Source organism: Xanthomonas sp. CFBP 7698 (assembly GCF_003600855.1).
Lineage (GTDB): Bacteria > Pseudomonadota > Gammaproteobacteria > Xanthomonadales > Xanthomonadaceae > Xanthomonas > Xanthomonas cannabis.
Map to the genome: position 1 here is coordinate 122,923 of NZ_PRDN01000003.1, position 22,359 is coordinate 145,281.

At 65.9% G+C, this 22,359-nt stretch carries 22 protein-coding genes; 9 read left to right on the top strand and 13 right to left on the bottom strand.

The window, feature by feature from the left end; all coding sequences use genetic code 11:
- Positions 1-37: 37 nt before the first annotated feature.
- Positions 38-730, top strand: coding sequence for a cAMP-activated global transcriptional regulator CRP (crp, locus tag XnspCFBP7698_RS14310; RefSeq protein ID WP_029218612.1), 693 nt, complete (start codon positions 38-40; stop codon positions 728-730).
- A gap of 395 nt (positions 731-1,125) precedes the next feature.
- Here crp and XnspCFBP7698_RS14315 read toward each other — a convergent pair whose 3' ends face one another.
- The 11 genes from XnspCFBP7698_RS14315 to rpe form a co-directional block, all read right to left on the bottom strand.
- On the bottom strand, positions 1,126-1,842 hold the full coding sequence (locus XnspCFBP7698_RS14315; RefSeq protein ID WP_047693412.1) for a haloacid dehalogenase-like hydrolase: 717 nt from the start codon (positions 1,840-1,842) through the stop codon (positions 1,126-1,128).
- Positions 1,835-2,632: an indole-3-glycerol phosphate synthase TrpC gene (trpC, locus tag XnspCFBP7698_RS14320; RefSeq protein ID WP_047693413.1), complete on the bottom strand. Its 798-nt coding sequence runs from the start codon at positions 2,630-2,632 to the stop codon at positions 1,835-1,837. Before trpC ends, XnspCFBP7698_RS14315 begins: the two co-directional genes overlap by 8 nt.
- Before the next feature lie 141 nt (positions 2,633-2,773).
- Positions 2,774-3,811 (bottom strand): anthranilate phosphoribosyltransferase, encoded by a 1,038-nt coding sequence (gene trpD / locus XnspCFBP7698_RS14325; RefSeq protein WP_123137515.1) that lies wholly within the window; start codon positions 3,809-3,811, stop codon positions 2,774-2,776.
- A gap of 122 nt (positions 3,812-3,933) precedes the next feature.
- The gene (locus XnspCFBP7698_RS14330) at positions 3,934-4,566 is read right to left on the bottom strand and encodes a flavin reductase family protein (protein ID WP_123137516.1); all 633 of its coding nucleotides are present in this window, start codon (positions 4,564-4,566) and stop codon (positions 3,934-3,936) included.
- A gap of 190 nt (positions 4,567-4,756) precedes the next feature.
- Positions 4,757-5,335 carry an aminodeoxychorismate/anthranilate synthase component II gene (locus XnspCFBP7698_RS14335; RefSeq protein WP_039413282.1) on the bottom strand — a complete coding sequence of 193 codons (579 nt, stop codon included), beginning with the start codon at positions 5,333-5,335 and terminating at the stop codon, positions 4,757-4,759.
- Between the two features lie 10 nt (positions 5,336-5,345).
- Positions 5,346-6,101, bottom strand: coding sequence for an SIMPL domain-containing protein (locus XnspCFBP7698_RS14340; protein WP_123137517.1), 756 nt, complete (start codon positions 6,099-6,101; stop codon positions 5,346-5,348).
- A 32-nt stretch (positions 6,102-6,133) separates the two neighbouring features.
- Positions 6,134-7,195, bottom strand: coding sequence for a beta-eliminating lyase-related protein (locus XnspCFBP7698_RS14345; protein ID WP_123137518.1), 1,062 nt, complete (start codon positions 7,193-7,195; stop codon positions 6,134-6,136).
- Complete coding sequence (trpE, locus tag XnspCFBP7698_RS14350) at positions 7,195-8,670, bottom strand: anthranilate synthase component I (protein ID WP_104579296.1); 1,476 nt, start codon at positions 8,668-8,670, stop codon at positions 7,195-7,197. The genes XnspCFBP7698_RS14345 and trpE overlap by 1 nt, the downstream gene beginning before the upstream one ends.
- Positions 8,671-9,313: 643 nt before the next feature.
- Positions 9,314-10,243 (bottom strand): lipid kinase YegS, encoded by a 930-nt coding sequence (gene yegS / locus XnspCFBP7698_RS14355; protein ID WP_104579297.1) that lies wholly within the window; start codon positions 10,241-10,243, stop codon positions 9,314-9,316.
- Positions 10,244-10,490: 247 nt separating this feature from the next.
- Positions 10,491-10,982 carry a GNAT family N-acetyltransferase gene (locus tag XnspCFBP7698_RS14360; RefSeq protein ID WP_047693980.1) on the bottom strand — a complete coding sequence of 164 codons (492 nt, stop codon included), beginning with the start codon at positions 10,980-10,982 and terminating at the stop codon, positions 10,491-10,493.
- Positions 10,979-11,650 (bottom strand): ribulose-phosphate 3-epimerase, encoded by a 672-nt coding sequence (gene rpe, locus XnspCFBP7698_RS14365; protein WP_123137569.1) that lies wholly within the window; start codon positions 11,648-11,650, stop codon positions 10,979-10,981. Before rpe ends, XnspCFBP7698_RS14360 begins: the two co-directional genes overlap by 4 nt.
- 129 nt (positions 11,651-11,779) lie before the next feature.
- On the opposite strand from rpe, the gene XnspCFBP7698_RS14370 reads away from it, so the two are divergent.
- Positions 11,780-12,619 (top strand): outer membrane beta-barrel protein, encoded by an 840-nt coding sequence (locus tag XnspCFBP7698_RS14370; protein ID WP_104579298.1) that lies wholly within the window; start codon positions 11,780-11,782, stop codon positions 12,617-12,619.
- Between the two features lie 275 nt (positions 12,620-12,894).
- On the opposite strand, the gene XnspCFBP7698_RS14375 is transcribed toward XnspCFBP7698_RS14370, so the two are convergent.
- Positions 12,895-13,224, bottom strand: coding sequence for a J domain-containing protein (locus tag XnspCFBP7698_RS14375; protein ID WP_104579299.1), 330 nt, complete (start codon positions 13,222-13,224; stop codon positions 12,895-12,897).
- Positions 13,225-13,433: 209 nt separating this feature from the next.
- On the opposite strand from XnspCFBP7698_RS14375, the gene XnspCFBP7698_RS14380 reads away from it, so the two are divergent.
- The 7 genes from XnspCFBP7698_RS14380 (at position 13,434) to XnspCFBP7698_RS14410 (ending at position 21,263) form a co-directional block, all read left to right on the top strand.
- On the top strand, positions 13,434-14,360 hold the full coding sequence (locus tag XnspCFBP7698_RS14380; RefSeq protein WP_047693974.1) for a phosphoribosylaminoimidazolesuccinocarboxamide synthase: 927 nt from the start codon (positions 13,434-13,436) through the stop codon (positions 14,358-14,360).
- Between the two features lie 387 nt (positions 14,361-14,747).
- Positions 14,748-15,227 carry a hypothetical protein gene (locus XnspCFBP7698_RS14385; protein WP_343125094.1) on the top strand — a complete coding sequence of 160 codons (480 nt, stop codon included), beginning with the start codon at positions 14,748-14,750 and terminating at the stop codon, positions 15,225-15,227.
- Positions 15,228-15,763: 536 nt separating this feature from the next.
- Positions 15,764-16,018 (top strand): hypothetical protein, encoded by a 255-nt coding sequence (locus XnspCFBP7698_RS21890; RefSeq protein WP_047693992.1) that lies wholly within the window; start codon positions 15,764-15,766, stop codon positions 16,016-16,018.
- A 237-nt stretch (positions 16,019-16,255) separates the two neighbouring features.
- Entirely contained in the window at positions 16,256-16,792 is a 537-nt protein-coding gene (locus XnspCFBP7698_RS14395; RefSeq protein ID WP_104579302.1) for a hypothetical protein, read from the top strand.
- Between the two features lie 73 nt (positions 16,793-16,865).
- The gene (locus XnspCFBP7698_RS14400; protein WP_104579303.1) at positions 16,866-18,626 is read left to right on the top strand and encodes a peptidoglycan-binding protein; all 1,761 of its coding nucleotides are present in this window, start codon (positions 16,866-16,868) and stop codon (positions 18,624-18,626) included.
- A gap of 446 nt (positions 18,627-19,072) precedes the next feature.
- Complete coding sequence (locus tag XnspCFBP7698_RS14405) at positions 19,073-20,668, top strand: M4 family metallopeptidase (protein ID WP_047693968.1); 1,596 nt, start codon at positions 19,073-19,075, stop codon at positions 20,666-20,668.
- A 109-nt stretch (positions 20,669-20,777) separates the two neighbouring features.
- Complete coding sequence (locus XnspCFBP7698_RS14410; RefSeq protein ID WP_104579304.1) at positions 20,778-21,263, top strand: Mpo1-like protein; 486 nt, start codon at positions 20,778-20,780, stop codon at positions 21,261-21,263.
- Between the two features lie 156 nt (positions 21,264-21,419).
- On the opposite strand, the gene XnspCFBP7698_RS14415 is transcribed toward XnspCFBP7698_RS14410, so the two are convergent.
- Complete coding sequence (locus XnspCFBP7698_RS14415; RefSeq protein ID WP_104579305.1) at positions 21,420-22,322, bottom strand: NAD-dependent epimerase/dehydratase family protein; 903 nt, start codon at positions 22,320-22,322, stop codon at positions 21,420-21,422.
- Positions 22,323-22,359: the final 37 nt, after the last annotated feature.

Consider the following 22,359-nt stretch of genomic DNA (forward strand, 5'->3'; position numbering starts at 1 on the left):
ATGCCGTTAAGCTTCGGGAATTACACGCGGAACTACCATGAGCCCAGGAAACACGACGGTTGTGACTACGACGGTACGTAACGCTACCCCTTCCCTGGCGCTGGACGCGGGCACCATCGAGCGTTTTCTGGCGCACAGCCACCGCAGGCGCTATCCGACCCGGACCGATGTGTTCCGGCCAGGGGACCCGGCCGGCACCCTCTACTACGTCATCAGCGGCTCGGTGAGCATCATTGCCGAGGAAGATGACGATCGTGAGTTGGTGCTGGGCTACTTCGGGAGCGGCGAGTTCGTCGGCGAGATGGGGTTGTTCATCGAATCCGATACCCGCGAAGTGATCCTGCGTACCCGCACCCAGTGCGAGTTGGCGGAGATCAGCTACGAGCGCTTGCAGCAGCTGTTCCAGACCAGCCTGTCGCCGGATGCACCGCGCATCCTGTACGCACTGGGTGTTCAGCTTTCAAAACGGCTGCTCGACACCACAAGGAAAGCCAGCCGCCTGGCCTTCCTGGACGTGACCGACCGCATCGTGCGCACCCTGCACGATCTGTCCAAGGAGCCCGAGGCAATGAGCCACCCGCAGGGCACTCAGCTGCGGGTGTCGCGGCAGGAGCTGGCACGCCTGGTCGGGTGCTCGCGCGAAATGGCCGGCCGTGTGCTCAAGAAGCTGCAGGCCGACGGCCTGTTGCATGCACGCGGCAAGACCGTCGTGCTGTACGGCACGCGCTAAGAAACCGCCAGCGATCCACGGTCGGTGCGGAGGTCGCACCGACCGTTTGTTCCAGAAAGGCAAGCCGGGCTGATGCAATCCATGCCGTAGCGGGCTGATGCTTGCGGCCCTCCAGGCCGCTGCGCGGAGCTCGTGTCGAGCTGGTGCGCAATGCGTATGTTGCGCGCCGTGAGTGGTGCAGGTCCCATGCAGTCTGTGCAGCGCCGTGTGCTTGTGCTGGTGGCTACGCCTTCGCGAGCCGCAGCGGTGGCGCTGACTGTCGCCGCCGCGACACGCTGGTTTCATTGCTTGCGTCTGCTCAGTGCTTGCGCCTGTGCCTGACGCCGTGCTGCACGGCTTGGGCTTGCGGGCCCTCGGATGTGCATCGCGTCCCGCTGTATAGAAACAAGCGGGCCTTAGAGCGCCTTGCCGCCGCGGTCGCGGCAACCCCAGTTGAGGATCGGCGTGCCTGCAGGCAGCACCTGGCGGAACAACGCTTCGCGATTGGCCTTGGGATTGACCACCACCGGCGCGCGGGCCGCCTTCAACAGCGGCAGGTCTGCGGTGCTGTCGGAATAGGCGATGGCAATGTCGGCGTAGCCGCGCTCGCGCAACATGCGCATCTTCTCTTCGTTGTGGCAGTGCCGCCGCGCGGTGACGGCACCCAGGCGCGGGCCGACCAGGCTGCCGATCACCGGTACATCCTGATGGGCGACAAAGCCGAGAATGGCGCGCGCAAGCTCGGGCGGGGCACCCGTGGCGACCACCACGCGATCGCCGGCAGCGCGGTGGTCGGTGAACACCTTCAAGGCGTGGGGCAGCAGGCGCTGCCGGATCTGCGCTTCATGCTTGAGCACGTAGGCGTCGATGAACCGGTTGAACTCGCGCGCGCGGTGCAGGCCGAACGTGGCAATCCAGACATAGCCGGACACGCCGCGCCGGCGGGTGGGCAACATCGCCACCATCGGCCCAAGAATGGGCGATGCCAGCAGCGCCACCAGCAGGCGCAACGGGTTGCGCTTGATCAGCCAGGCGAACAGATGGCTGCCGGAATCGCCGTCGTACAACGTGTGGTCGAAGTCGAAGACCACCAGCGGTGCATCGTCGCGCGGTGCGGGAAACGACTCAGTCATGCGCGAAGAATAGCTGACGCAGCGACTCGCCGGGTTCGGGCGCGCGCATGAAGGTCTCGCCGACCAGAAACGCGTTCACGCCGTGGCTGCGCATCAGTTGCACGTCGGCATGGGTGACGATGCCGCTCTCGGTGACCAGGACGCGGTCGCGTGGTACCGCGGCGCGCATGTCCAGGGTGGTCTGCAGCGAAACCTCGAAGGTGCGCAGGTTGCGGTTGTTGATGCCGATTAGCGGCACCGGCACCTGCACCGCGCGCTCGAGCTCGTCGATGTCGTGCACTTCCACCAGCACGTCCAGCCCCAGTTGCATGGCCAGACCGGACAGGTCGGCCAGCTGCGCATCCTCCAGTGCCGAGACGATCAGCAGGATGCAGTCGGCCCCCAGCACGCGCGCCTCGTAGACCTGGTACGGGTCGACGGTGAAATCCTTGCGCAACACCGGCAGCGTGCAGGCCTCGCGCGCCTGGCGCAGGTAGGCATCGGCGCCCTGGAAGAAATCCACGTCGGTCAGCACCGACAGGCAGCTGGCGCCACCGAATTCGTAGCTGACCGCGATGTCGGCCGGGTGGAAGTCCGGGCGGATCACGCCCTTGGACGGGCTGGCCTTTTTCACCTCGGCGATCACCGCCGGGTCGCCAGCGGCGATGCTGGCCTGCATGGCGGCGGCAAAACCGCGCGTGGACGGCAGATCCGCGCTGCGCGCGACCAGTTCTGCCAATGGCACGCGCGCGCTGCGCTCGGCCACTTCGTCGGCCTTGCGGGCAAGGATGGTGTTGAGGATGTCGCTCATCGTATCGGGTCCTGGCGGGCGGGCATTATCGGTCAAGACGGCGACACCGCACCGTCGCTGCGCGCCCACCTGCGCAGCATGCCAGCGCACTGGTGAGGATGCCGCGGTGTGATGGCCGGCGCAGTGCTGGCAGGTGCATGGTCAGGCCGATGTGGCGATCTGGCGGGTGAAGGCGACATAGCCGTCCAGCCGCGCGCGTGCCGAGCCATCGGCCAGCACGGCGCGGGCGCGCACGACGCCGTCTGCGATGCTCTCGGCCACGCCGGCCACGTACAGCGCAGCGCCGGCGTTGAGCGCGACGATGTCCAGGGCCGGGCCGGGCACGTTGTCCAGCACCTGCAGCAGCATCGTGCGCGATTGCGCGGCATCGGCCACCTTGAGGTTGCGGCTGGCCGACATGGCGATGCCGAAGTCTTCCGGGTGCACTTCGTACTCGCGTACCTGGCCATCGCGCAGTTCGCCCACCAAGGTGCCGGCGCCGAGCGAAAGCTCGTCCATGCCATCGCGCCCCCACACCACCAGTGCGCGCTCGGCGCCCAGTTCCTGCAGCACACGCGCCTGGATGCCGACCAGATCCGGGTGGAACACGCCCATCAGGATGTTGGGCGAACCGGCGGGGTTGGTCAGCGGGCCGAGGATGTTGAAGATGGTGCGCACGCCCATTTCGCGACGCACCGGCGCCACCACCTTCATGGCCGGGTGATGCACCGGCGCATACATGAAGCCGATACCGGTGTGCGCCAGCGAGGCCGCCACCTGCTCGGGTTGGAGCTCGATCACCGCGCCCAGCGCTTCCAGCGCATCGGCACTGCCGGACTTGGACGACACGCTGCGGTTGCCATGCTTGGCGACCTTCGCGCCACCGGCCGCAGCCACGAACATCGCGCAAGTGGAAATATTGAAGGTGTGCGAGCCATCGCCGCCGGTACCGACGATATCGACCATGTGCTGGCGATCGCTCACCTCTACGCGGCGCGAGAACTCGCGCATCACGGTAGCGGCGCCGGCGATCTCGCCGATGGTTTCCTTCTTGACCCGCAGCCCGGTGAGGATGGCGGCGACCATCATGTCCGACACCTCGCCACGCATGATCTGCCGCATCAGCTCGACCATTTCGTCGTGGAAGATTTCGCGGTGTTCGATGGTGCGCTGCAGGGCTTCTTGCGGTGTGATGGGCATGGGAACAACCGTGGCAGAACGTGATGGGTGGCTACGCAGGCGACGTGCGCCGCGCTCGATCAGTGTGGGAACGCGCGCAAGCTAGCAGATGTACCAGGGCGAAGCAGCTGCACCTGTGGCGATCATTGGCCTGGACGCTTCATGCGAAAGCGCGCTTGCGGCTGCACTTCGTAGTAATCGGCCGGCCCGCCTGCGCGCAGAATCGTCTGCACCGCGGCCGGGTCGTAGATGCCCTCGTGCAGTGCCGACGCAGCCAGATGCACGCCGACGACCTCGCCCAGCACCAACCAGGTCTCGATGGCGCGGCCGGTGGCGGTCTGCAGCGGCAGCAGCTGGCTGAGCCGGCATTCGAAGCTCACCGGGCTGGCGGCAACCCGTGGCGCAGCGATCAGGCGTGATGGCGCCATCTGCAGTCCGGCAAGGTCGAATTCGTCGACATCGGAGGGCACCATCGCCGCGCTGGCGTTCATTGCTTCGGCCAGCGGGCGGGTCGCCAGATTCCAGGTGAATTCGCCAGTGGCCTCGATATTGCGCAGGCTGTCCTTGCGACCGATGCTGGCAAAGCCGACGATCGGCGGCGTGTAGTTGAAGGCATTGAAAAAACTGTACGGCGCCAGATTGGCAATGCCCCCGGTGCTGCGCGAGCCGATCCAGCCGATCGGGCGCGGGCCGACGATGGCATTGAACGGATCGTGTGGCAGACCGTGGCCCTGGGTAGGCTCATAGAAATGGACGTTGTCGTCGGGCTGGTTCATCGTGAAGCGATCTCTGGTGACTGCGACGCGCACAAGCATTACTGGGTGAGGAAAACGCTGGTTGCATGCGCCGGCGAGGCCGTCCGCGAACGGCGGCGTAGCGTCTCGTAGACAGCCGCGCTCCCCGCTGGTGCGTGGATGCCGATGCAAGCTGCGCCAACGACGGCCATGTGCGCGAGGGCCATCGCGATCAACGCTGCAGAAAGTTTTTCAGCAGCGCATGACCGTGCTGGGTCAGGATCGACTCGGGGTGGAACTGCACGCCTTCCACCGGAAACTGGCGATGGCGCAGGCCCATGATCTCTTCCACCGAGCCATCCGGATTTTCGGTCCAGGCGGTGACTTCCAGCGCGTCCGGCAGAGTGGTCTTGTCCACCACCAGCGAGTGATAGCGCGTGGCCTCGTAGCTGTCCGGCAGGCCGGCGAACACGCCCTTGCCTTCGTGGCGAATCGGCGATGTCTTGCCGTGCATGATGTTGCCCGCACGGATCACATCGCCGCCATACACCTGACCGATGCTCTGGTGGCCCAGACACACGCCCAGGATCGGCGTGGTCTGCCCCAGCTGTTCGATTAGCTGCAGCGAAATGCCGGCCTCATTCGGAGTGCACGGACCGGGCGAGATCACGATGCGCTCGGGCCTCAGCGCGGCGATCTGGTCGACGCTCATCGCATCGTTGCGCACCACCGTGACCTCGGCGCCCAGCGCCTGCAGGTACTGCACGAGGTTGTAGGTGAAGCTGTCGTAGTTATCGAGCATCAGCAGCATGGCAAAGGACTCATTGCGCGATCAGGAAGACCGCATAGATGTTTTCGGTGAGGGTGATGCTGCCGGCTTCGAGTGACTCGACCACTGCACCTCGATCAACAACAGGCGCTGGCGGCGCCGGCGATCCGGAGACATGGACGACCTGTATCGGCCAACTGCCCGCCTGAATGCCGTAGGCGAAGTTCGGAGCGACATCGGAAATCGTGTAAAGCCCCTGAATCCTGACGTCATACGCCTTGGCAAGTTCAGCGGCCGATTTGCGCGATTGGTCAGCGGCTTCGCGCTTGAGTTGCGCGCGTATCTCAGCCTCCTTGCTGTAGGACGTCTTGATGCCCGATAGCTGAATCTCGTTACTCGTTTTCATTTCACCGAGAAACTGCCGTGCATCTTCCAGCGACTGGAATGCCGCACCGATTCCTCGCTTGACTTCAGTGCCTTCGAACTTTTGCGTGCCGCCCGGCAGATAGGAATAGAACGGTTCAATCTGCAGCGACGAAGCTTCGATACTGCCCTTGAGGGCGTGATGCGCCTTCAAGGCGGTGAGGATCTGTTCGGCAGCCGTCTGGATGCGCTTGCGTGCAATTTCTGGCTGCATGTCCACTGCGCGAAAGTTGATCGTTACGAAAAAGCGGTCGGGCATGACCGTTCTTTCCGCCTGCCCCTTCACCAGCAAATGCGGCTGCGATGGCAGGCTGTTGACCTGCGCCACAGCGATCAGCGGCAATGCGCATAACACCACAAGCATCCAACGCGTCAGTTGCTTCATGTGTCCTTTCCTTGGGTGAATGGCGTGCATGCTTATTGCACGCTGCGATGCAGTGCTGCAACATCCGCACATAGGCGATCCACCGCTTCGGGCATGGTGGCCCACGACGTCACGAAGCGGATCACATGACTGCCGTCGGCGCGCACTTCCCAGCGCTCGAAGTCGTAGCGTTGTGCCAGCTGCACAGCGTGTTGCGCGCTGACGGCGATGAACTGCTGGTTGGTCGGCGAATCGCTGGTGAACTGCGCGCCAGCGGCCAGCAATCCCGCGCGCAGGCGTTGCGCCATGGCGTTGGCGTGCGCGGCCAGTTCGAAGAACAAGCCGTCTTCGAACAACGCTGCGAATTGCGAACCGAGCACCATACCCTTGGCCAGCAATGCGCCACGCTGTTTGATCAGGTAACGCAGATCGGCCTGCAATGTGGAGTTGACGATGACCAAGGCTTCGCCGAGCAGCGCGCCATTCTTGGTGCCGCCGATGTAGAACGCATCGGTCAGTGCGGCAATGGTGGGCAGATCCAGATCGTTGCCGTCGGCAGTCAGCGCGGCACCCAGGCGCGCGCCGTCCAGGTACAGCAGCAGATCGTTTGCGCGGCAGAACCGCGACAGCGCGTCGAGTTCGGCATGCGTGTAGATGGTGCCGCTTTCGGTGCTGTCGGAAATATAGACCAGGCGCGGCTGCACCATGTGCTCGTTGCTGTGCACCTCCAGCACCGGCGCGATCAATGCAGGCGTCAGCTTGTCGTGCAGCGCAGGCACGGTGAGTACCTTGTGGCCGGTGGCTTCAATGGCGCCGGTTTCATGCGTGGCGATGTGCCCGGCCTCCACTGCAATCACCGCCTGGTGCGGGCGCAGGAACGCGCTGATTGCAATCAGATTGGTCTGCGTGCCACCGACCAGCAGATGCACATCCGCTTGCGGTTGCGCGACGGCGGTGCGTATCAACTCTGCAGCACGTGCGCTCAGCCGATCGGTGCCGTAACCGGCGTGCTGCTCGGCGCTGGCCTGCGCCAATGCCTGCAGCAGACGCGGATGCGCACCTTCGCTGTAGTCGTTGCGAAAACTGATGCGCGCTCCACTACCCTGCCCGTCCATCACAGGCCCTTGGCCGCCTGGGCGACTGCGCGGAATAGCGCGCGGCCCTTGTTCATCGTCTCCTGCCATTCCAGGTCCGGGTCGGAGTCGTAGACCACCCCGCCGCCGGCCTGCACATACAGATAGCCGTCCTGGATCACCGCGGTGCGGATGGCGATGGCGGTGTCTGCATCGCCGTGCCAGCCGATGTAACCGACCGCGCCGGAGTACACGTTGCGCTTGACCGGCTCCAGCTCGCGGATGATTTCCAGCGCGCGAATTTTGGGCGCGCCGCTGACGGTGCCGGCCGGGAACGTGGCGCGCAGCACGTCGCTGTAATTCAGGCCGGCCTTGAGCGTGCCGGTGACCTCGCTGACGATATGCATGACGTGGCTATAGCGTTCGATCACGAACTGCTCGCCGACCTTCACTGTGCCGGGTTCGGCGACGCGGCCCACATCGTTGCGGCCCAGATCGATCAGCATCACGTGCTCGGCGCGCTCTTTCGGATCGGCCAGCAGTTCGGCTTCCAGTGCCTTGTCCAGCTCCGGCGTAGCACCGCGCGGGCGAGTACCGGCGATCGGACGCACGGTCACCACGCCATCGCGCAGGCGCGCCAGGATTTCCGGCGAGGAGCCGACCACCTGGGTGCCACCGACGTCGAGAAAATACATGTACGGCGAGGGATTCAACGCACGCAGCGCGCGATACACATCCACCGGGCGCGCGCGGAACGGTACGCGCAGCCGCTGCGACGGCACCACCTGGAAGATGTCCCCGGCGCGGACGTATTCCTGCGCCTTGCGCACCACGGCGTGGTACTCCTCGCGGGTAAACGAGGAATGGAAATCCGATTCGTCGATGGCATCGGAAATCTGCGCCTGCGGATAGCCGGCGCCGCCCTGACGCAGGCGATGTGCCAGTTCGTCCAGACGCCGGTTGGCGCGCACATAGGCCTGCGGCTGGCGCGGGTCGGCGTGCACGATCAGGTACAGCCGGTCCTTGAGGTTGTCGAACACCGCCAGCTCTTCGGAGAGCATCAGCAGGATGTCGGGCGTACCGAGTTCGTCGGGTTTGTCGCCGCTGCCCAAGCGCGGCTCGATGTACTGGATGCACTCGAAGCCGAACCAGCCCACCAGCCCGCCGGTGAAACCGGGCAGGCCATCGAGTTGCGGTACCGAATGCTCGGCGCGCAAGGCATCGACTTCGGCCAGCGGGTCGGCGACCTCACGGGTCTCGATGACTTCGCCGTGCTCGCTGACTTCCAGCGTGTGGCCGCGGAAGCTGTACACGCGCCGCGCCGGCAGGCCGATGATGGAGTAGCGCCCGAAGCGCTCACCGCCTTCGACCGATTCGAACAGGTAGGTGTAGGCGCCGTCGGCGAGTTTGAGATAGACCGAGAGCGGCGTGTCCAGGTCGGACAGCACTTCGCGGACAACGGGGATACGGGTGTGACCTTCAGCGGCCTGGCGCTGGAACTGCTCTGCAGTGATCAAGACGACTTTCCTTCCGGGACTCTGTGGCGGGGCGGACGACGGCAACGGGCCACCATCGCCACCAGCGGCGAGCGGAAGAGAAGGAGCGTGGGGTCGTCAGGCGGGACACGCGGGTACTGTAGCGCAAGTGTCGGCCCAGGGCAGCAGGTGCGGGGCCAAAGCGGTGCGAATTGCGAAGGCGGGCCGGGGTTGGTTGGGCTTGCGCATTGGTTGACGTCAGACGCGGGCAGCGTGCGTCGGGGTGTGGGTGTGGTGCGCTGTAGGAGCGGTTTGCTTTGGAGCGTGGGTCGTGGCGGCGGCGCCAATGTCGGCGCAGGGACCCTCACCCCAACCCCTCTCCCGGCGGGAGAGGGGCTTAGGGCCGCGTGCTGGTCGTTGCTGCGCTTGTGATCTAGCCACTTCGCATTCGCCGCCGTTGCTCAGCTTGGGACGCAGCTATTCGCTTCTACCGGCGTTGATTGATTTGAATGCGACTGCCCGCAGCCAGCTGGCCTTGATCGTGGAGATGGCATGGCGCTACCCGTTCGCGCGCATGCATCGACCGGGCGACCGCACATCAGCGCAGGCCGATCACGCTCTTCCGATTCCCGATTCCCGATTCCCGATTCCCGATTCCCCATTCCCCATTCCCCATTCCCCGGACTCAACCCCCGACCAACGGACAGTCGGCAGGCAAATGCATCCGCAACCGCGCCGGGACGCAGGCGATGCGGAAATGCAGCGAAGTTTCCGGTTCGCCGTCCAGGTTCAGGGTCAGCGGTTGGTGGGACGCGATCTCCAGCCACGGCACGCGGGCGCGCACGGCAACCCGTTCCAGGGCCGCCTGCTTGCCGCCGGTGACCAGGGTGCCGAGGGTGGCGGCCACTTCGCCGTTGAGGGCTGGGACGATGGTGACATCCAGCAGGCCGTCGTCGATCAGGGCCTCCGGGCACAGCGCCTGGCCGCCGCCGGCCTGGCGCCCGTTGCCCAGGCCCAGCGCGATGAATTCGCCGTCCCACTCAAAGTCCGGGCCGCTGAAGCGGGCGCTGATCGGGTCGATCCGGCCCAGTCGCGACATGCCGGTGATCAGATAGGCCAGCCCGCCGAGCATCTTCTTCAGGCCTTCGTCGGTTTCCACGGTGACCTGGGTGCCGAAGCCGCCGCTGGCGACGTTGGCGCACCAGTGCGGACCGTGCGCGGTGTCCAGGCGCAGCAGGTCGATCGCCTGCGCCGGGCGCTCGGCGATCAGGCTGAGCGCCTCGAAAGGTTCGATGGGAATCATGGCCGCCGTGGCGAAGTCGTTGGCGGTGCCCAGGGGCACCAGGCCCAGCGATGGCAGGGTGGCCGCGTCGGCGTCGTGATGCGCCAGGGCGGCAGCCACTTCGCTGAGCGTGCCGTCGCCACCGGCGGCGATCACCGTCTGCACGCCGTCGGCCACCGCCTCGGCGACGTAGCGCTCGGCATCACCGTCTTCCCAGGTGACCCGGACCTCGAGCTGCAGACCGCGCTTGCGCAGCGTTCCCACCGCCTCACGCAGGTCCAGATTGTCGGTGGACTTGCCGTTGAGGATCAGACGCCAGTGGAACGGGGCCATGCGCGCTGCCGATGCTGTAAGGGTGATTGGCGCAGGCTAGCAGCGCGCCACTCGGGGGATCGTGAATACGTGCTGTCGCCCGGCTGTCATTGCCATGTCATGGCTGACCCGGAGGATGGAAGTCCATAGCAGGGACGACGGGCGGAGGCAGGATCAGCCTCCAATTTTCTTGAAGGCCGCTCCGATGGGGCGGCCTTCCTTTTGTCAGGCAGGTTGCCCAGCGCCGGTGGCGCAGCGCAGCGCCCGCTCAGGTGCCGGCGGCAAACGCGGCCAGGCGTTCGCCATCGAGCCGGTAGACGGTCCAACCGTCCATCGGGCGGGCGCCGACCGCCTGGTAGAAGTCGATGGCCGGCTGGTTCCAGTCGAGCACCGACCACTCGAAACGCCCGCAGCCGCGCTGCACGGCCAGTTGCGCCAGATGCCGCAACAGCGCAAGGCCGGCACCCCGCCCGCGCGCCTGCGGGCGCACGAACAGGTCTTCCAGATACAGACCGTTGCGGCCCAGCCAGGTCGAGTAATTGAAGAAATACACCGCAAAACCCAGCGCCTGGCCGTCCTGCTCGCAGATCAGTGCGTGCGCGGTGGCGCCGTCGCTGAACAGGCTGGCGTGCAGATCGTCCTGAGTGGCCGTCACCGCATCCGGCTCGCGTTCGTAGACCGCCAGTGCGGTGATCAACTCGTGCAACAGGGGCACATCCGCGGGCGTGGCACTGCGGATCTGCGGCGCGGGCTGGCTCATCGCGCCGCGTCCACGGCCGCGCGCATCTGTGCGATCACCTGGGCATAGTCGGGCGCGTTGAAGATCGCCGAGCCGGCCACGAAGGTGTCGGCACCGGCCGCGGCAATCGCGCCGATGTTGTCGGCCTTGACCCCGCCGTCGATTTCGAGCCGGATCGGCTTGCCGGTAGCGTCGATCTTGCTCCGGATGGCACGCAGCTTGTCCAGCGCCGACGGGATGAAGGCCTGCCCGCCGAAGCCCGGGTTGACCGACATCACCAGCACCAGATCCAGCTCCGGCAGCACCCAGTCCAGGATATCCACCGGCGTGGCCGGGTTGAGCACCAGCCCGGCCTGGCAGCCGTGCGACTTGATCAGCTGGATGGTGCGGTGCACGTGGCGGCTGGCTTCGGGGTGGAAGCTGATGGTGGCGGCACCGGCCTCGGCGAAGTCCGGCACGATGCGGTCCACCGGCTCGACCATCAGGTGCACATCGATCGGGGCGGTAATGCCGTGCTTGCGCAGCGCCTGGCAGACCATCGGGCCGATGGTGAGATTGGGCACGTAGTGGTTGTCCATCACATCGAAGTGCACCCAGTCGGCGCCGGCCTTCAGGACGTTGTTCACCTCCTCGCCAAGGCGGGCGAAATCAGCGGACAGGATGGACGGGGCGATCGCCGTCGATTGCATGGGCAGCTCGTAGGAAGACGGAAACCGCATTGTCGCAACCCGGCCCCGGCGAGGAAAGGCGTGCATCCGTGGCGGGCTCTGCTGCGTATGCCCTTGACCGGCGCGCCGCGCCCGACTTGAGGAGACTTCATGAAAACCACCCCGCTCGCCTCCGCTGCCATCTTCCTGCTGGCCCTGACACCATCGGCCTGGGCGCAATCCGGCCCGGCCGACTGGTCCGGCTTTTCCATCGGCGCCAATGTCGGCGGTGCCGATCCGGCCGGCGTCTCCGGCGGCCGCTTCGGCTTCGACACCAACCTGGATGGCCGTGACGGCGATCAGGTCAGCACCGCCACCGGTGCCGATGCGTTTTCTCCGGGCTTCTGCGGCGGGGCGGCCGCCGGCCGCACGCCGGCCAGCGGCTGCAGCAAGGACAAGGGCGGTGCCGAGTACGGTGCGCGGCTGGGCTACGACTGGCAGGTCGGCAACTGGGTCTACGGCGTTGTGGCCGAGTACACCCGCAACGACATCCGCGACAGCGTCAGCGCCTTCAGCACGACGCCTGCGCTGTACACCTTCACCCGCCAGCTCAACCGCACCGCCGCGCTGCGCGGCCGGATCGGCTATGCGTTCGGCGAGCAGGGCGACTACCTGGCGTATTTCACCGCCGGCGCGGCCCGCGGCGAGTTCGACCACAGTTTCGTCAGCAGCAACACCGCCAACAGCTTCACCGGCAGCGGCGGCGACAGCGCCAATGGCTACCAGGCCGGTGTTGGCCTGCAGCGTCGCTTGAGCGACAACGTGTCGGTGGGCGTGGAATACCTGTTTACGCGGCTGCAGGACGAAGACACCCGGGTGCGCGTCGGGCCGGGCACCGCGCCGGCGACCAACCCGTTCCTGCGTGTCAATCCGGCCGGCACCGATCTGCGTCGCACCGATACGGACTTTTCCACCAACGCGGTGCGGCTGACGGCGACGTACAAGTTCTGAGATTGCTGATTCGCAGTGCTGTTTTCCGGCCAGCGTTAGCTGCGCCGTGCAACACGGCTTGATGTCCTGGCCAGACCTGCGACTCACGCATCACTTCTGCATGTCACGCCAGGCCCCGTTCCGCCGGGGGTGAGCAGGCACACGCGCCACTGGCGCGTGTGCCTTGGAGCGCAACTGGGGTTGAGAGTACGGCCCCCACCCATTGGCGACTCGACGCCCCCACTCACGCCGCACACCGTTTTGGCGGTACCCACACACAACCACGCGCCATGCGATCAGCGCTTGCGCATCCGCTGGATACGATCGTAGGCGGCATTGATCTGGCTGGCCTTTTTCTCCGCCTGGCGGCGCGCTTCCGGCTCGGCGTTGGCCACCTTGTCCGGGTGATAGCGCGACATCAGCCGCCGATAGGCCAGGTCGATCTCCGCCGTGGTCGCGTCCGGCTCCAGCCCGAGGGCCTCATACGGGTTTTCCGCACGCCGCTTGAACCAGCCGGCATCCACCGCGTGGCCGATGGCCAGGCCGATCATCAGCCCCACGAACGGCGCGCCGCGGAACAGCAAGGCGCCGGCCAGTCCGCCGAGCAGTTTTCCGTACCAGGACATGGGCGATCGGGCGTGGGGAAGGCGGGTTGGCGATCTTACCCGAACGCCCGTCCGGCCTGGCTGACGGGCCCTCTACAGCCGGTAGGCAGAGCCGTCCGACAAATCCCAGCAGGGCGCCACGAAGCGCCGTACACTACGCGGCCCGCTGCCCACCCGCGGGCCCGCCGGGTCCCGGGGACAGCGTCATAGCGACGTCCTTAGGAGTGCCTGTGTCGACCACGCTGTTGCAATCCGATCTGCCCGGCCTGCCGTTGCGTCACCGTGGCAAGGTCCGCGATGTCTTCGATATTCCGCGCGACCGCCTGCCCGCCGACGCCCCCCCGGGCGACTACCTGTTGATGGTGGCCACCGACCGCCTGTCCGCCTTCGATGTGGTGCTGCCGGATCCGATTCCGGGCAAGGGCGAGATGCTGTGCCAGGTGTCCAACTTCTGGTTCCACAAGACCGACCACCTGATGCCCAACCACCTGGTCGACATCCGCGTGGAGCAGGTGCTGCCCGACGGTGTGGACCCGGCCCTGTACGCCAAGCGTGCCGTGGTGACGCGCAAGCTCAAGCCGGTGCCGGTGGAAGCGATCGCGCGCGGCTATCTGATCGGCAGCGGCTGGAAGGACTACCAGCGCACCGGCAAGATCAGCGGCATCGAATTGCCCGACGGCCTGCGCCAGGCCGAAAAACTGCCCGAACCGATCTTCACCCCATCGACCAAGGCAGCGGTCGGCGACCATGACGAGAACATCGACTTCGATGCGATGGTCAAGACGGTGGGCGCCGAACTGGCCGAACGCGTACGCGATGCCACCTTGCGCATCTACCGTTTTGCGGCCGATTTTGCCGCCGAACGCGGCATCCTGCTGGCCGACACCAAGTTCGAGTTCGGCACCGATGCCGATGGCCGCCTGTACATCATGGACGAGATGCTGACCCCGGACTCGTCGCGCTACTGGCCGGCCGACCAGTACGAAGTGGGCACCAGCCCGCCGAGCTACGACAAGCAGTTCGTGCGCGACTATCTGGAAACCCTGGACTGGGGCAAGACCGCACCCGGCCCCAGCCTGCCGGCTGACGTGATCGATCGTACCCGTTCGAAATATGCCGAAGCACTGCAGCGGCTGGCGGGGATTTCGGTCGATTGATGCTGTAAGCCCCGGGGACGGGGCTTTGGTCGGGCGGTCGCAGGGGGCGGATGTGCACTGGCACATCCGAGCGCAGCGAACGACAGTGGACGCGTAACCGATCACACGGCAATGCCGTGCCATCGGATGCGGCGCGAGCTTCTTCATCGCCCACCGACTGGCCGCCGCAACCGGACCACACACTGCAGGTGGAGTTGGACAATGTCGTTTCCTTTATCCAGCGCTCGTGCACTGCTGCAGCGTGCCTCGATTGCTGCGTTGCTGTTCACAGCCGCGGCATGCACTGCCGGGGAGCCGGCCGCGGCCGTGGCTGCGCGGTCCGCATCCCGCCCGCTGCCAAGCGCCGTTGCACCGCCCCCCGCTGCAGGCAGTCACCGGTTTGCCGCGGTGATCAGGGCAAGTGGCGTGACATGTGCCGATGCGACATCCGCCACCGGCTGCACGGCGGGTAACCTCGATGCAGGCGATTTCTACGATGTGGACGTGTTGCCCGAGTGCGGTGACGATGGATTCTTCGCAGGCGTCTCGCGCGCATCCGGAGCCGAGGCACTCGATGCGGTGCCGGCCACCGGCAGCGCTGCAACCGCCACTGCCCACCTGGCGCAGGGGCAACTCGTCTGCATCCAGGCCATCGCCCGTGGCGGGCAGAACCCGCGCTATTACTACGTGGTCACCATTCCGGCCAGCCGTGTTGCGGCATGCAAAGACAGTGCACTTTGTGAAACATATGGCGACAGGGCGATCAGGCGTCTGAAGCCGGCTGATGGCACGCTGTGTCGTGCCGCTGCCCAGGGCCGGCACGTTGGCGACTGCGCACAGGGATGGATCGATGCACAGGCGCTGGACGTCTTTTCAAACGGCATGTGAGTGCGATGGGCAGGTCGGACGATGCCGTCCTGCCTTGCATGGCGAAGCGATGCGCGATCCACCCGATGCCTGCAAGCCCACCGTTGGACCGATGAACATCCGCACGGCGTGACCGCCCCACCCGCACCTGATCGGGAAGCCCATGGCCTGCGGGGTCGCTAGCTCTTCCTCAATGCGGGCCGGCGGTGGAGGCCTGTGCATTCACACGACGCAACCGGGCCGCCGATAGACTTTCGCCCGCGCACATGCCGCCCCGATACGATCAGGAGGATCCATTGGCTAGTTTCCGTACGTCCCTGCCCGCTCTGGCATTGAGCCTTGCGCTTGCAGCCTGCTCTGCACAGGCGCCGCCGGCAGCCTCCACCGCCCCGGAATCGCCGGCCACTGCCTCGGCGACGGCACCTGCCGCAGCCGCAAGTACGGCCCCAGCGCCCGCAACCTCAGCCAGCTGTCCCGATGCCGACTTCCCTGCCTTCCTGAAGCGCTTCAGCGCAGAGATCGCAGTCCAGGAAAAGGCGACGGCCGACCCGTTGACCATGATCCAGATCGACCCCGAGGCGCAGCCCGAGCCGGCACCCGTGACGCGCGAGGTGCCATTGGCGCAAGTCAAATGGCCCGTCATTCCTGACCTGGCAGCGGTGCGCAGCAGCGGGCGCGAAGTGGTCGTCTCCCAGCAAGGCGACGGTCAGCAGGTGTTGATCCGCACCCCCGACACCGGCGACCAGCAGGTCTACCACTTCGCCCAGCGCCCCTGCTGGACATTGGTCAAGGTGGACGATCAGGCCCTGTAACCGGCGCGCTTGCCGCCACCGCAACCACCTACGTTTCAGGAGACCACCTTGCATCCATTTCGACTGACTTGCCCGGTGCTGGCCACTGCGCTGGCCATTGCGCTGGCCGCCTGCAACGGTCCGCAGGCTGCGGCAGGTGCGCCGGAGACGCCGGCGGCCACTGCAGCCGCTGCGACGTCGCAGCCGTCCCCCCCCGCTTCACCACCTTCCGCCACATCGACACAAGGGACTGTACCCATGGGCACGATCGATTCCTTCGTTCCTGCTGGATCGAAGGCTCTGGAAACCATCCGCGGCGATCTGACCGGCGCGGGACGCTCCGATGCGTTGCTGGTGGTGTCACCGCCATCCACCGGTACCGAGAAACTCGGGGAGGGAACGCCGCGCACGGTGATATTGCTGACCCAACAAGCCGATGGCGCGTTCCAGAAAGCGGCTGAAAACAGCAAGATCGTGCCATGTGCCCGTTGCGGCGGCCTGGCCGGCGATCCGTATGCGTTTTCACGCATTCAACCCGGTCAATTCACCATCTCCATCTCCGGCGGTTCGCGCGAGCGCTGGGCCGATGACTTCACGTTCAAGTATTCGGCAGACAAGCGCACCTGGTTGCTGGACAAGGTGGTACGTGATCTGTCCGATACCGAGACCGAACAACACAACACGCTGGAACTCACCACGAACGATTTCGGCATGGTGGCGTTCCAGGAGTTTGATCCCGCCACGCTGAAGAAGGCAGCGGCCCTGGACGAGGCCGCGGGCGAGAAAACGAATTAAAGGGACGTAATGGTTGGCGCGGACAAGGAAGGAGTCCGTTATTTCATGTTGCTGAGAAATGAGGAGTTACACCATGGCAACCGATCGCGAAACAGGGCTGCTGCAGTCGGCCTATGCAGCAGGCATTACCCAGCCCAAAGAGCTGGCGAACTTCATGGCCCAGGTCGGCCATGAATCGATGGGCCTCAACCGGCTTGAAGAAGGGTTCCGCTATACGCGCGGGCCGTCGCAAGTCAGCTCGAAAGTGCGGTCAGCACTGCGCGAAGGGCCGGAGGCGTTGGAAGAAGCACGTCTGGAAGCGCTGCGTGGCCAGCCGGAAAAACTGGCCGAACTGATGTACGGCGGACGCATGGGCAATACCGAACCCGGCGATGGTTACCTCTACCGTGGCCGGGGCTACATCCAGCTCACCGGCAAGGACCAGTATCGCGCCGCAGGCGAAGCCCTGGATCTGGATCTGGTGGCACATCCCGAACTGGCCGCGCAGCCAGAAAATGCCTCGCGAATCGCTACCTGGTACTGGCAGAACAACGTTCCCCAGGCCGCCAGGCAGGACGCACATGCCGCCGGAGTGGCGATCAATGGCGGCGACCCGCCGAACGGGCTGGCCGATCGCGAAAACCGCTTTGCGCGCTGGCAGCGCGACATCACGCCGGAGCTGATGGGCAAGCTCGAACACGGCCAGCTCGGCCAAACGGTGGAGCCCGCGCAGCATGCGGCGCATGCACCGGTGCAAGCGGCAGGGTCGGGATCGTTCCAGACCACCATGGAGCGCATGCTGCCTCCGCAGAACGGCGTTGCGCCGCATATCACCGGTCACTACGGCGAGCACCGTAGCGCACGCGATCATGGCGGAACCGACTTCAATTACCAAGGCGGCCAGACCGGCCGTAATCTGCAGCATCCGACAGTGCATTCGCCCGTGGCAGGCACGGTCACGTTCGCGGGTGGCAATTACGGGACCGTCAAGATTCGCGATGCACAGGGTAACTCGCACGAAATCCTGCACCTGGATGGACTCAAGGTGAAGGAAGGCCAGACGCTGGCGGCGGGCGATGCGATCGGCACGATGGGTGGGCGCGGGCCGAACGGTAACAGCCAGTACGCACAGCATGTGCATTACCAGTTGCGCGATGCCAACGGCAAGTTGACCAGTCCGGAGACGTTCTGGAATCAGGGCCACCAGCAGGAGTCGGGTGCACGCCACGCCCAGCCGGCGACAGCGGCCGGCAGCGGCACGCTGCGTCATGGCGAGCAAGGCAGCGAGGTCGGCAAGCTGCAGCAGGACCTCAACCGCCTTGGCGTGCGCGATGCGCAGGGCAATCGGCTTGCCGAGGATGGGCGCTTTGGCGACAACACGCGCGAGGCGGTGATGGCGTTCCAGAAGCAGCATGGGCTGCAGCAGGACGGGATCGTTGGCCGCAACACGCAGGCGGCGTTGTCGGCTGTGCCGGCACACACGCAGGCGCCTACACGCGAGGCCCCGGTTGCAGCGCCGACCGGGCCCTCGCTCACCGATGCGTCGCATCCGGACCATGCATTGCACAACGCAATCCGCAGCAGGCTGCCGAGCATGATCTCCAACGATGCGGCCGCCCACGTCACGCTGCAGGCCAAGCAGAACGGCATCGACAGCGCAGACAAGCTGCAGAGCGTGACGGTGCAAGATGGCAAGGCGTTCGTCATGGGCACCACGCCGGGTTTCCGTGCGGCGGTGGATCTGAACCAGCCTGCGCCGCCGCTGGAGCAGACCAGCGCGCAGCTGCTGGCCGGCCAGGCGCAGCAGCACCAGGTCCGCGAGGAGCAGCAGAAGGTGGCAATGGGTGCGCGCTGAGGTGTGACGGGTGCAACCAAAAAGCCGGCCAGTGGATGGCCGGCTTTTTCATGCCCCGCTGCACGCGTCGGCGCGATTGCATCCTGCCTGGCAGCGGCCGACACGGTGCGCGTTGTGATCACCGCGACCATGGCGCGCCGCATGGACTGTAAGCGGTGAGCGATCTGCAACGCCCGACGCATTCCCATTCATCGGTCGTAGCGCACATGCAGTTGCCAAGCCACGTTCAAGCAGGACAGATCGGTACGGCGACCGGTCATCCATCGCAGTGCGATACGTTGCCCAACGCGATGTGGCCCGACGCACAGAACGCACTACGCCGGTAATTTTTACTATTGCAATGTCCGGGACTGTGCAAAGTTGTCTGCCGGCACCTGCTGCCGATCGCGACCGGCCGTGCGTCATCTCGCCGGTTTTTGCATTGCACGTTCTGGGAGAGAGTCGTCATGCAATTCCATGTACTGGGCGCAGCCATCTGCTGCGCGCTATCGTTTTCTGCTGCCGCTGGTGCGGCCGATCTTTCTGCAAATGCGGCGGTAACGCGTGCGCAGACACTACTGGGGAATACCGCGTCGGCCATGGCCAATCGTGCGCCGGCCGATGTCTTTATCGCGCGTGACAGCATCGTCGATGCCGATGGCAGCGAGCATGTGCGCTTCGATCGCACCTACCGGGGGCTGCCGGTGATCGGCGGCGACGTGGTGGTGCATTCACGCCGTGGGGTGATGCGCCAATTGAGTCAGACCCTGGACACGCCGGTGCGTCCGGACCTTGCGCCCGGCATCGACGCCACCACCGCGCTGCGTGTGGCCGGAGCGCAGTTCGATGTGCCGCAGGATGCCGCGCCACGTGCAAGCCTGGCACTGTACGCGCGCCAGGGGGCACCACGGCTGGCGTACGAGGTGATCTACAGCGGCATCAAGCCGGATCAGACGCCGACCGAAATGCATTACATCGTCGATGCGGTGGATCAACGCATCCTCGACTCCTGGGACACGGTACATACCGCCTGCGCGGGTGGCACCAGTGCCGCCGGCACCGGGCGTTCGTTGTACGCGGGCAGCGTGGGCCTGGCGACCACGCGATGCAGCAGCGGCTTCGAGATGACCGATCTGGGCCGCGGTGGCGGCGCCACCTACAACATGCGCAACAGCACCTCGGGCAACGGCACGCTGCTGACCGATGCCGATAATGCCTGGGGCAGCGGCGCCAACAGCGACACCACCACGGTGGCGGTGGATGCGCACTACGGGGTGTCGCTGACCTGGGATTACTTCAAGACCACCCACGCGCGCAGCGGCATCGCCAACGATGGCAAGGGCGCACGCAGCCGCGTGCATTACGGCAGCCGCTACAACAATGCCTTCTGGTCGGACAGCTGTTTCTGCATGACCTTCGGCGATGGCGACGGCAGCACGTTTACACCGCTGGTGTCGGTGGACGTAGCCGGGCACGAGATGACGCACGGGGTGACCAGTCGCTCGGCACGGTTGGTGTACTCGGGTGAGTCCGGCGGCCTGAACGAGGCCACCTCCGACATCATGGGCGCGATGGTGGAATTCTCCGCCAACAACAGCGCGCAGCCGGGCAATTATCTGATCGGCGAGAAACTCATCGCCGGCAACAGCAGCGGCACGCTGGCCTTGCGCTACATGTTCAAGCCAAGCCTGGACGGCGATTCGCCCGATTGCTATCGCAGCAATCTGGGCTCCATCGATGTGCACTACAGCTCCGGCGTGGCGAATCATTTCTACTATCTGCTGGCCGAAGGGGCGGTGGTGCCGAGCGGTTTCGGCGCGGGCACCAGTTACAACCTGACCCCGGCCGGGCTGGTCTGCAACGGCAATACCGCGCTGACGGCCATCGGCCGCGCCGCTGCCAGCCGCATCTGGTACCGCGCGCTCACCGTCTACATGACCTCCTCCACCAACTACGCAGCCGCGCGTCGGGCCACCCTGAGCGCGGCCACCGATCTGTATGGCGGCACGTCCACCCAGTACCGGGCAGTGGCTGCCGCCTGGAGTGCGGTGTCGGTCAACTGACCTGCACCGGTCCCTGCCATGCGATTGCGGCGTGGCAGGGACCGGTCCTTCGCGTAGTGCCACCACGGCCGTTCGCACGCGTATGCTTGGGTCATTCCTGGGAGGGAACATGACCGAACGCACCACGACCGCGCGACCGATCGACCGCTATTTCGCCAGCTATTCCGACGACCACCGCAACGACACCAATCAACTGATCCACGTGGTGGCGGTGCCGGCCATCCTGTGGTCGTTGGTGGGGCTGCTGTGGTGCATCCCGGTGGGCGGCACCTGGTTCAGTAGCGGGGTCTGGGCGGCGCTGGCGATGTTTGCGGCGTGGTCGTACTACAACCGGCTGTCGCGCCCGCTCGGGCTGGGCATGCTGGGGATCTTCTTTTTCTTCGGCTGCCTGTGCCGGCTTATCGAAGGCCGGGTCGGTCTGGGCGGCGTGTTCACCAGCGCGTTGTCGGTCTTCGTGCTGGCGTGGATCGCCCAGTTCGTGGGGCACAAGATCGAAGGCCGCAAGCCGAGCTTTCTGACCGACCTGACCTATCTGCTGATCGGGCCGATCTGGGTGTTGGCCAAGGTGTACCGGCAGCTGGGGTGGCGTTACTGAGACGGGCGGTGGCGCGGGGCTCGCCCGCTGTCGGCCGGCGTCATGCGCGGCGTTGCCTGCGGGTCATCGCCTCGTTGCGCAGCACGCCACGCGGCGACTGGCGCTTCAAGGCCTGCAGGCGCATCTGATCCGGGCATTGCCGGCCAGGTCTGCGCGTCATTCGCCGATGCCGAGCTCTTCCGGCAATGGCCGGAACGCGCGCGGCGCATAACCGAAATCGCGACGTGCCGGCTCCAGGTCGAACACCAGATCGTCGCGCATGCGCTGCAACGCGGCCGCATTCATGCCACGCAGCCGCCCCAGGCGTTGCGCCGTGGTCAGCGCGAACCCGAACAGGCCCGGTGGCACCTGATACAGCCGCGCCGGTCGCGGCAATGCCGCCAGCACGCGCTCCACCATCTGCGTGTAGGCCAGCACTTCACCGCCGCCCACGGCATAGCTGCGTTGCTGGGTGCCGGGTTGGCCAATCACCGCCAGCGCGGCGCTGGCCAGGTCATCCACGTGCACCGGTTGGCGCAGGCCGGTGGCGTTGGCGGGCAGGACGAACGCACCGGTGCGCTGCGCCAGCCCGGCGATCTGCGTCAGCGTCTTGTCGCGTCCGGCACCGTACACCAGGGTCGGACGCAGCACGGTGGCGGTGGCGCCGCGCGCCTGCGCTGCGGAGAACAGCGCCTGTTCGGCATGGGCCAGTCGCTGCGCCACGTCGCGCTCGGCGGCATCGATGGAATGTTCCTTGACCTCCACACTGGTGGAGCCAAACGCCACGATGCGCGGTGCAACCACGGGGTTTTCTGCATACCAGCGGGCGAAATGGTCCAACGGCCCGCAGCTGAAGATCACCTCGAACGCCTCGCCCGCGGCGGCCGGCATCGCCAGATCCCCTTGTCTCCAGATCAATCCAGCGCGCGCGGCGCGCGGCTGACGCGACCAGGCGGTGACCTGCCAGCCGCGACTCAGCAGACGGGTCAGCAGGCGCTCGCCAATCTGCCCGCTGCCGCCGAACACCAGGGCGCGCGGCGCAGAAACGGCAGTGGTCGGAGCGGGATGGGTAGCGGTCACGGGGCAACGGCGCAGGCGGGAATGACGGCAGCATACC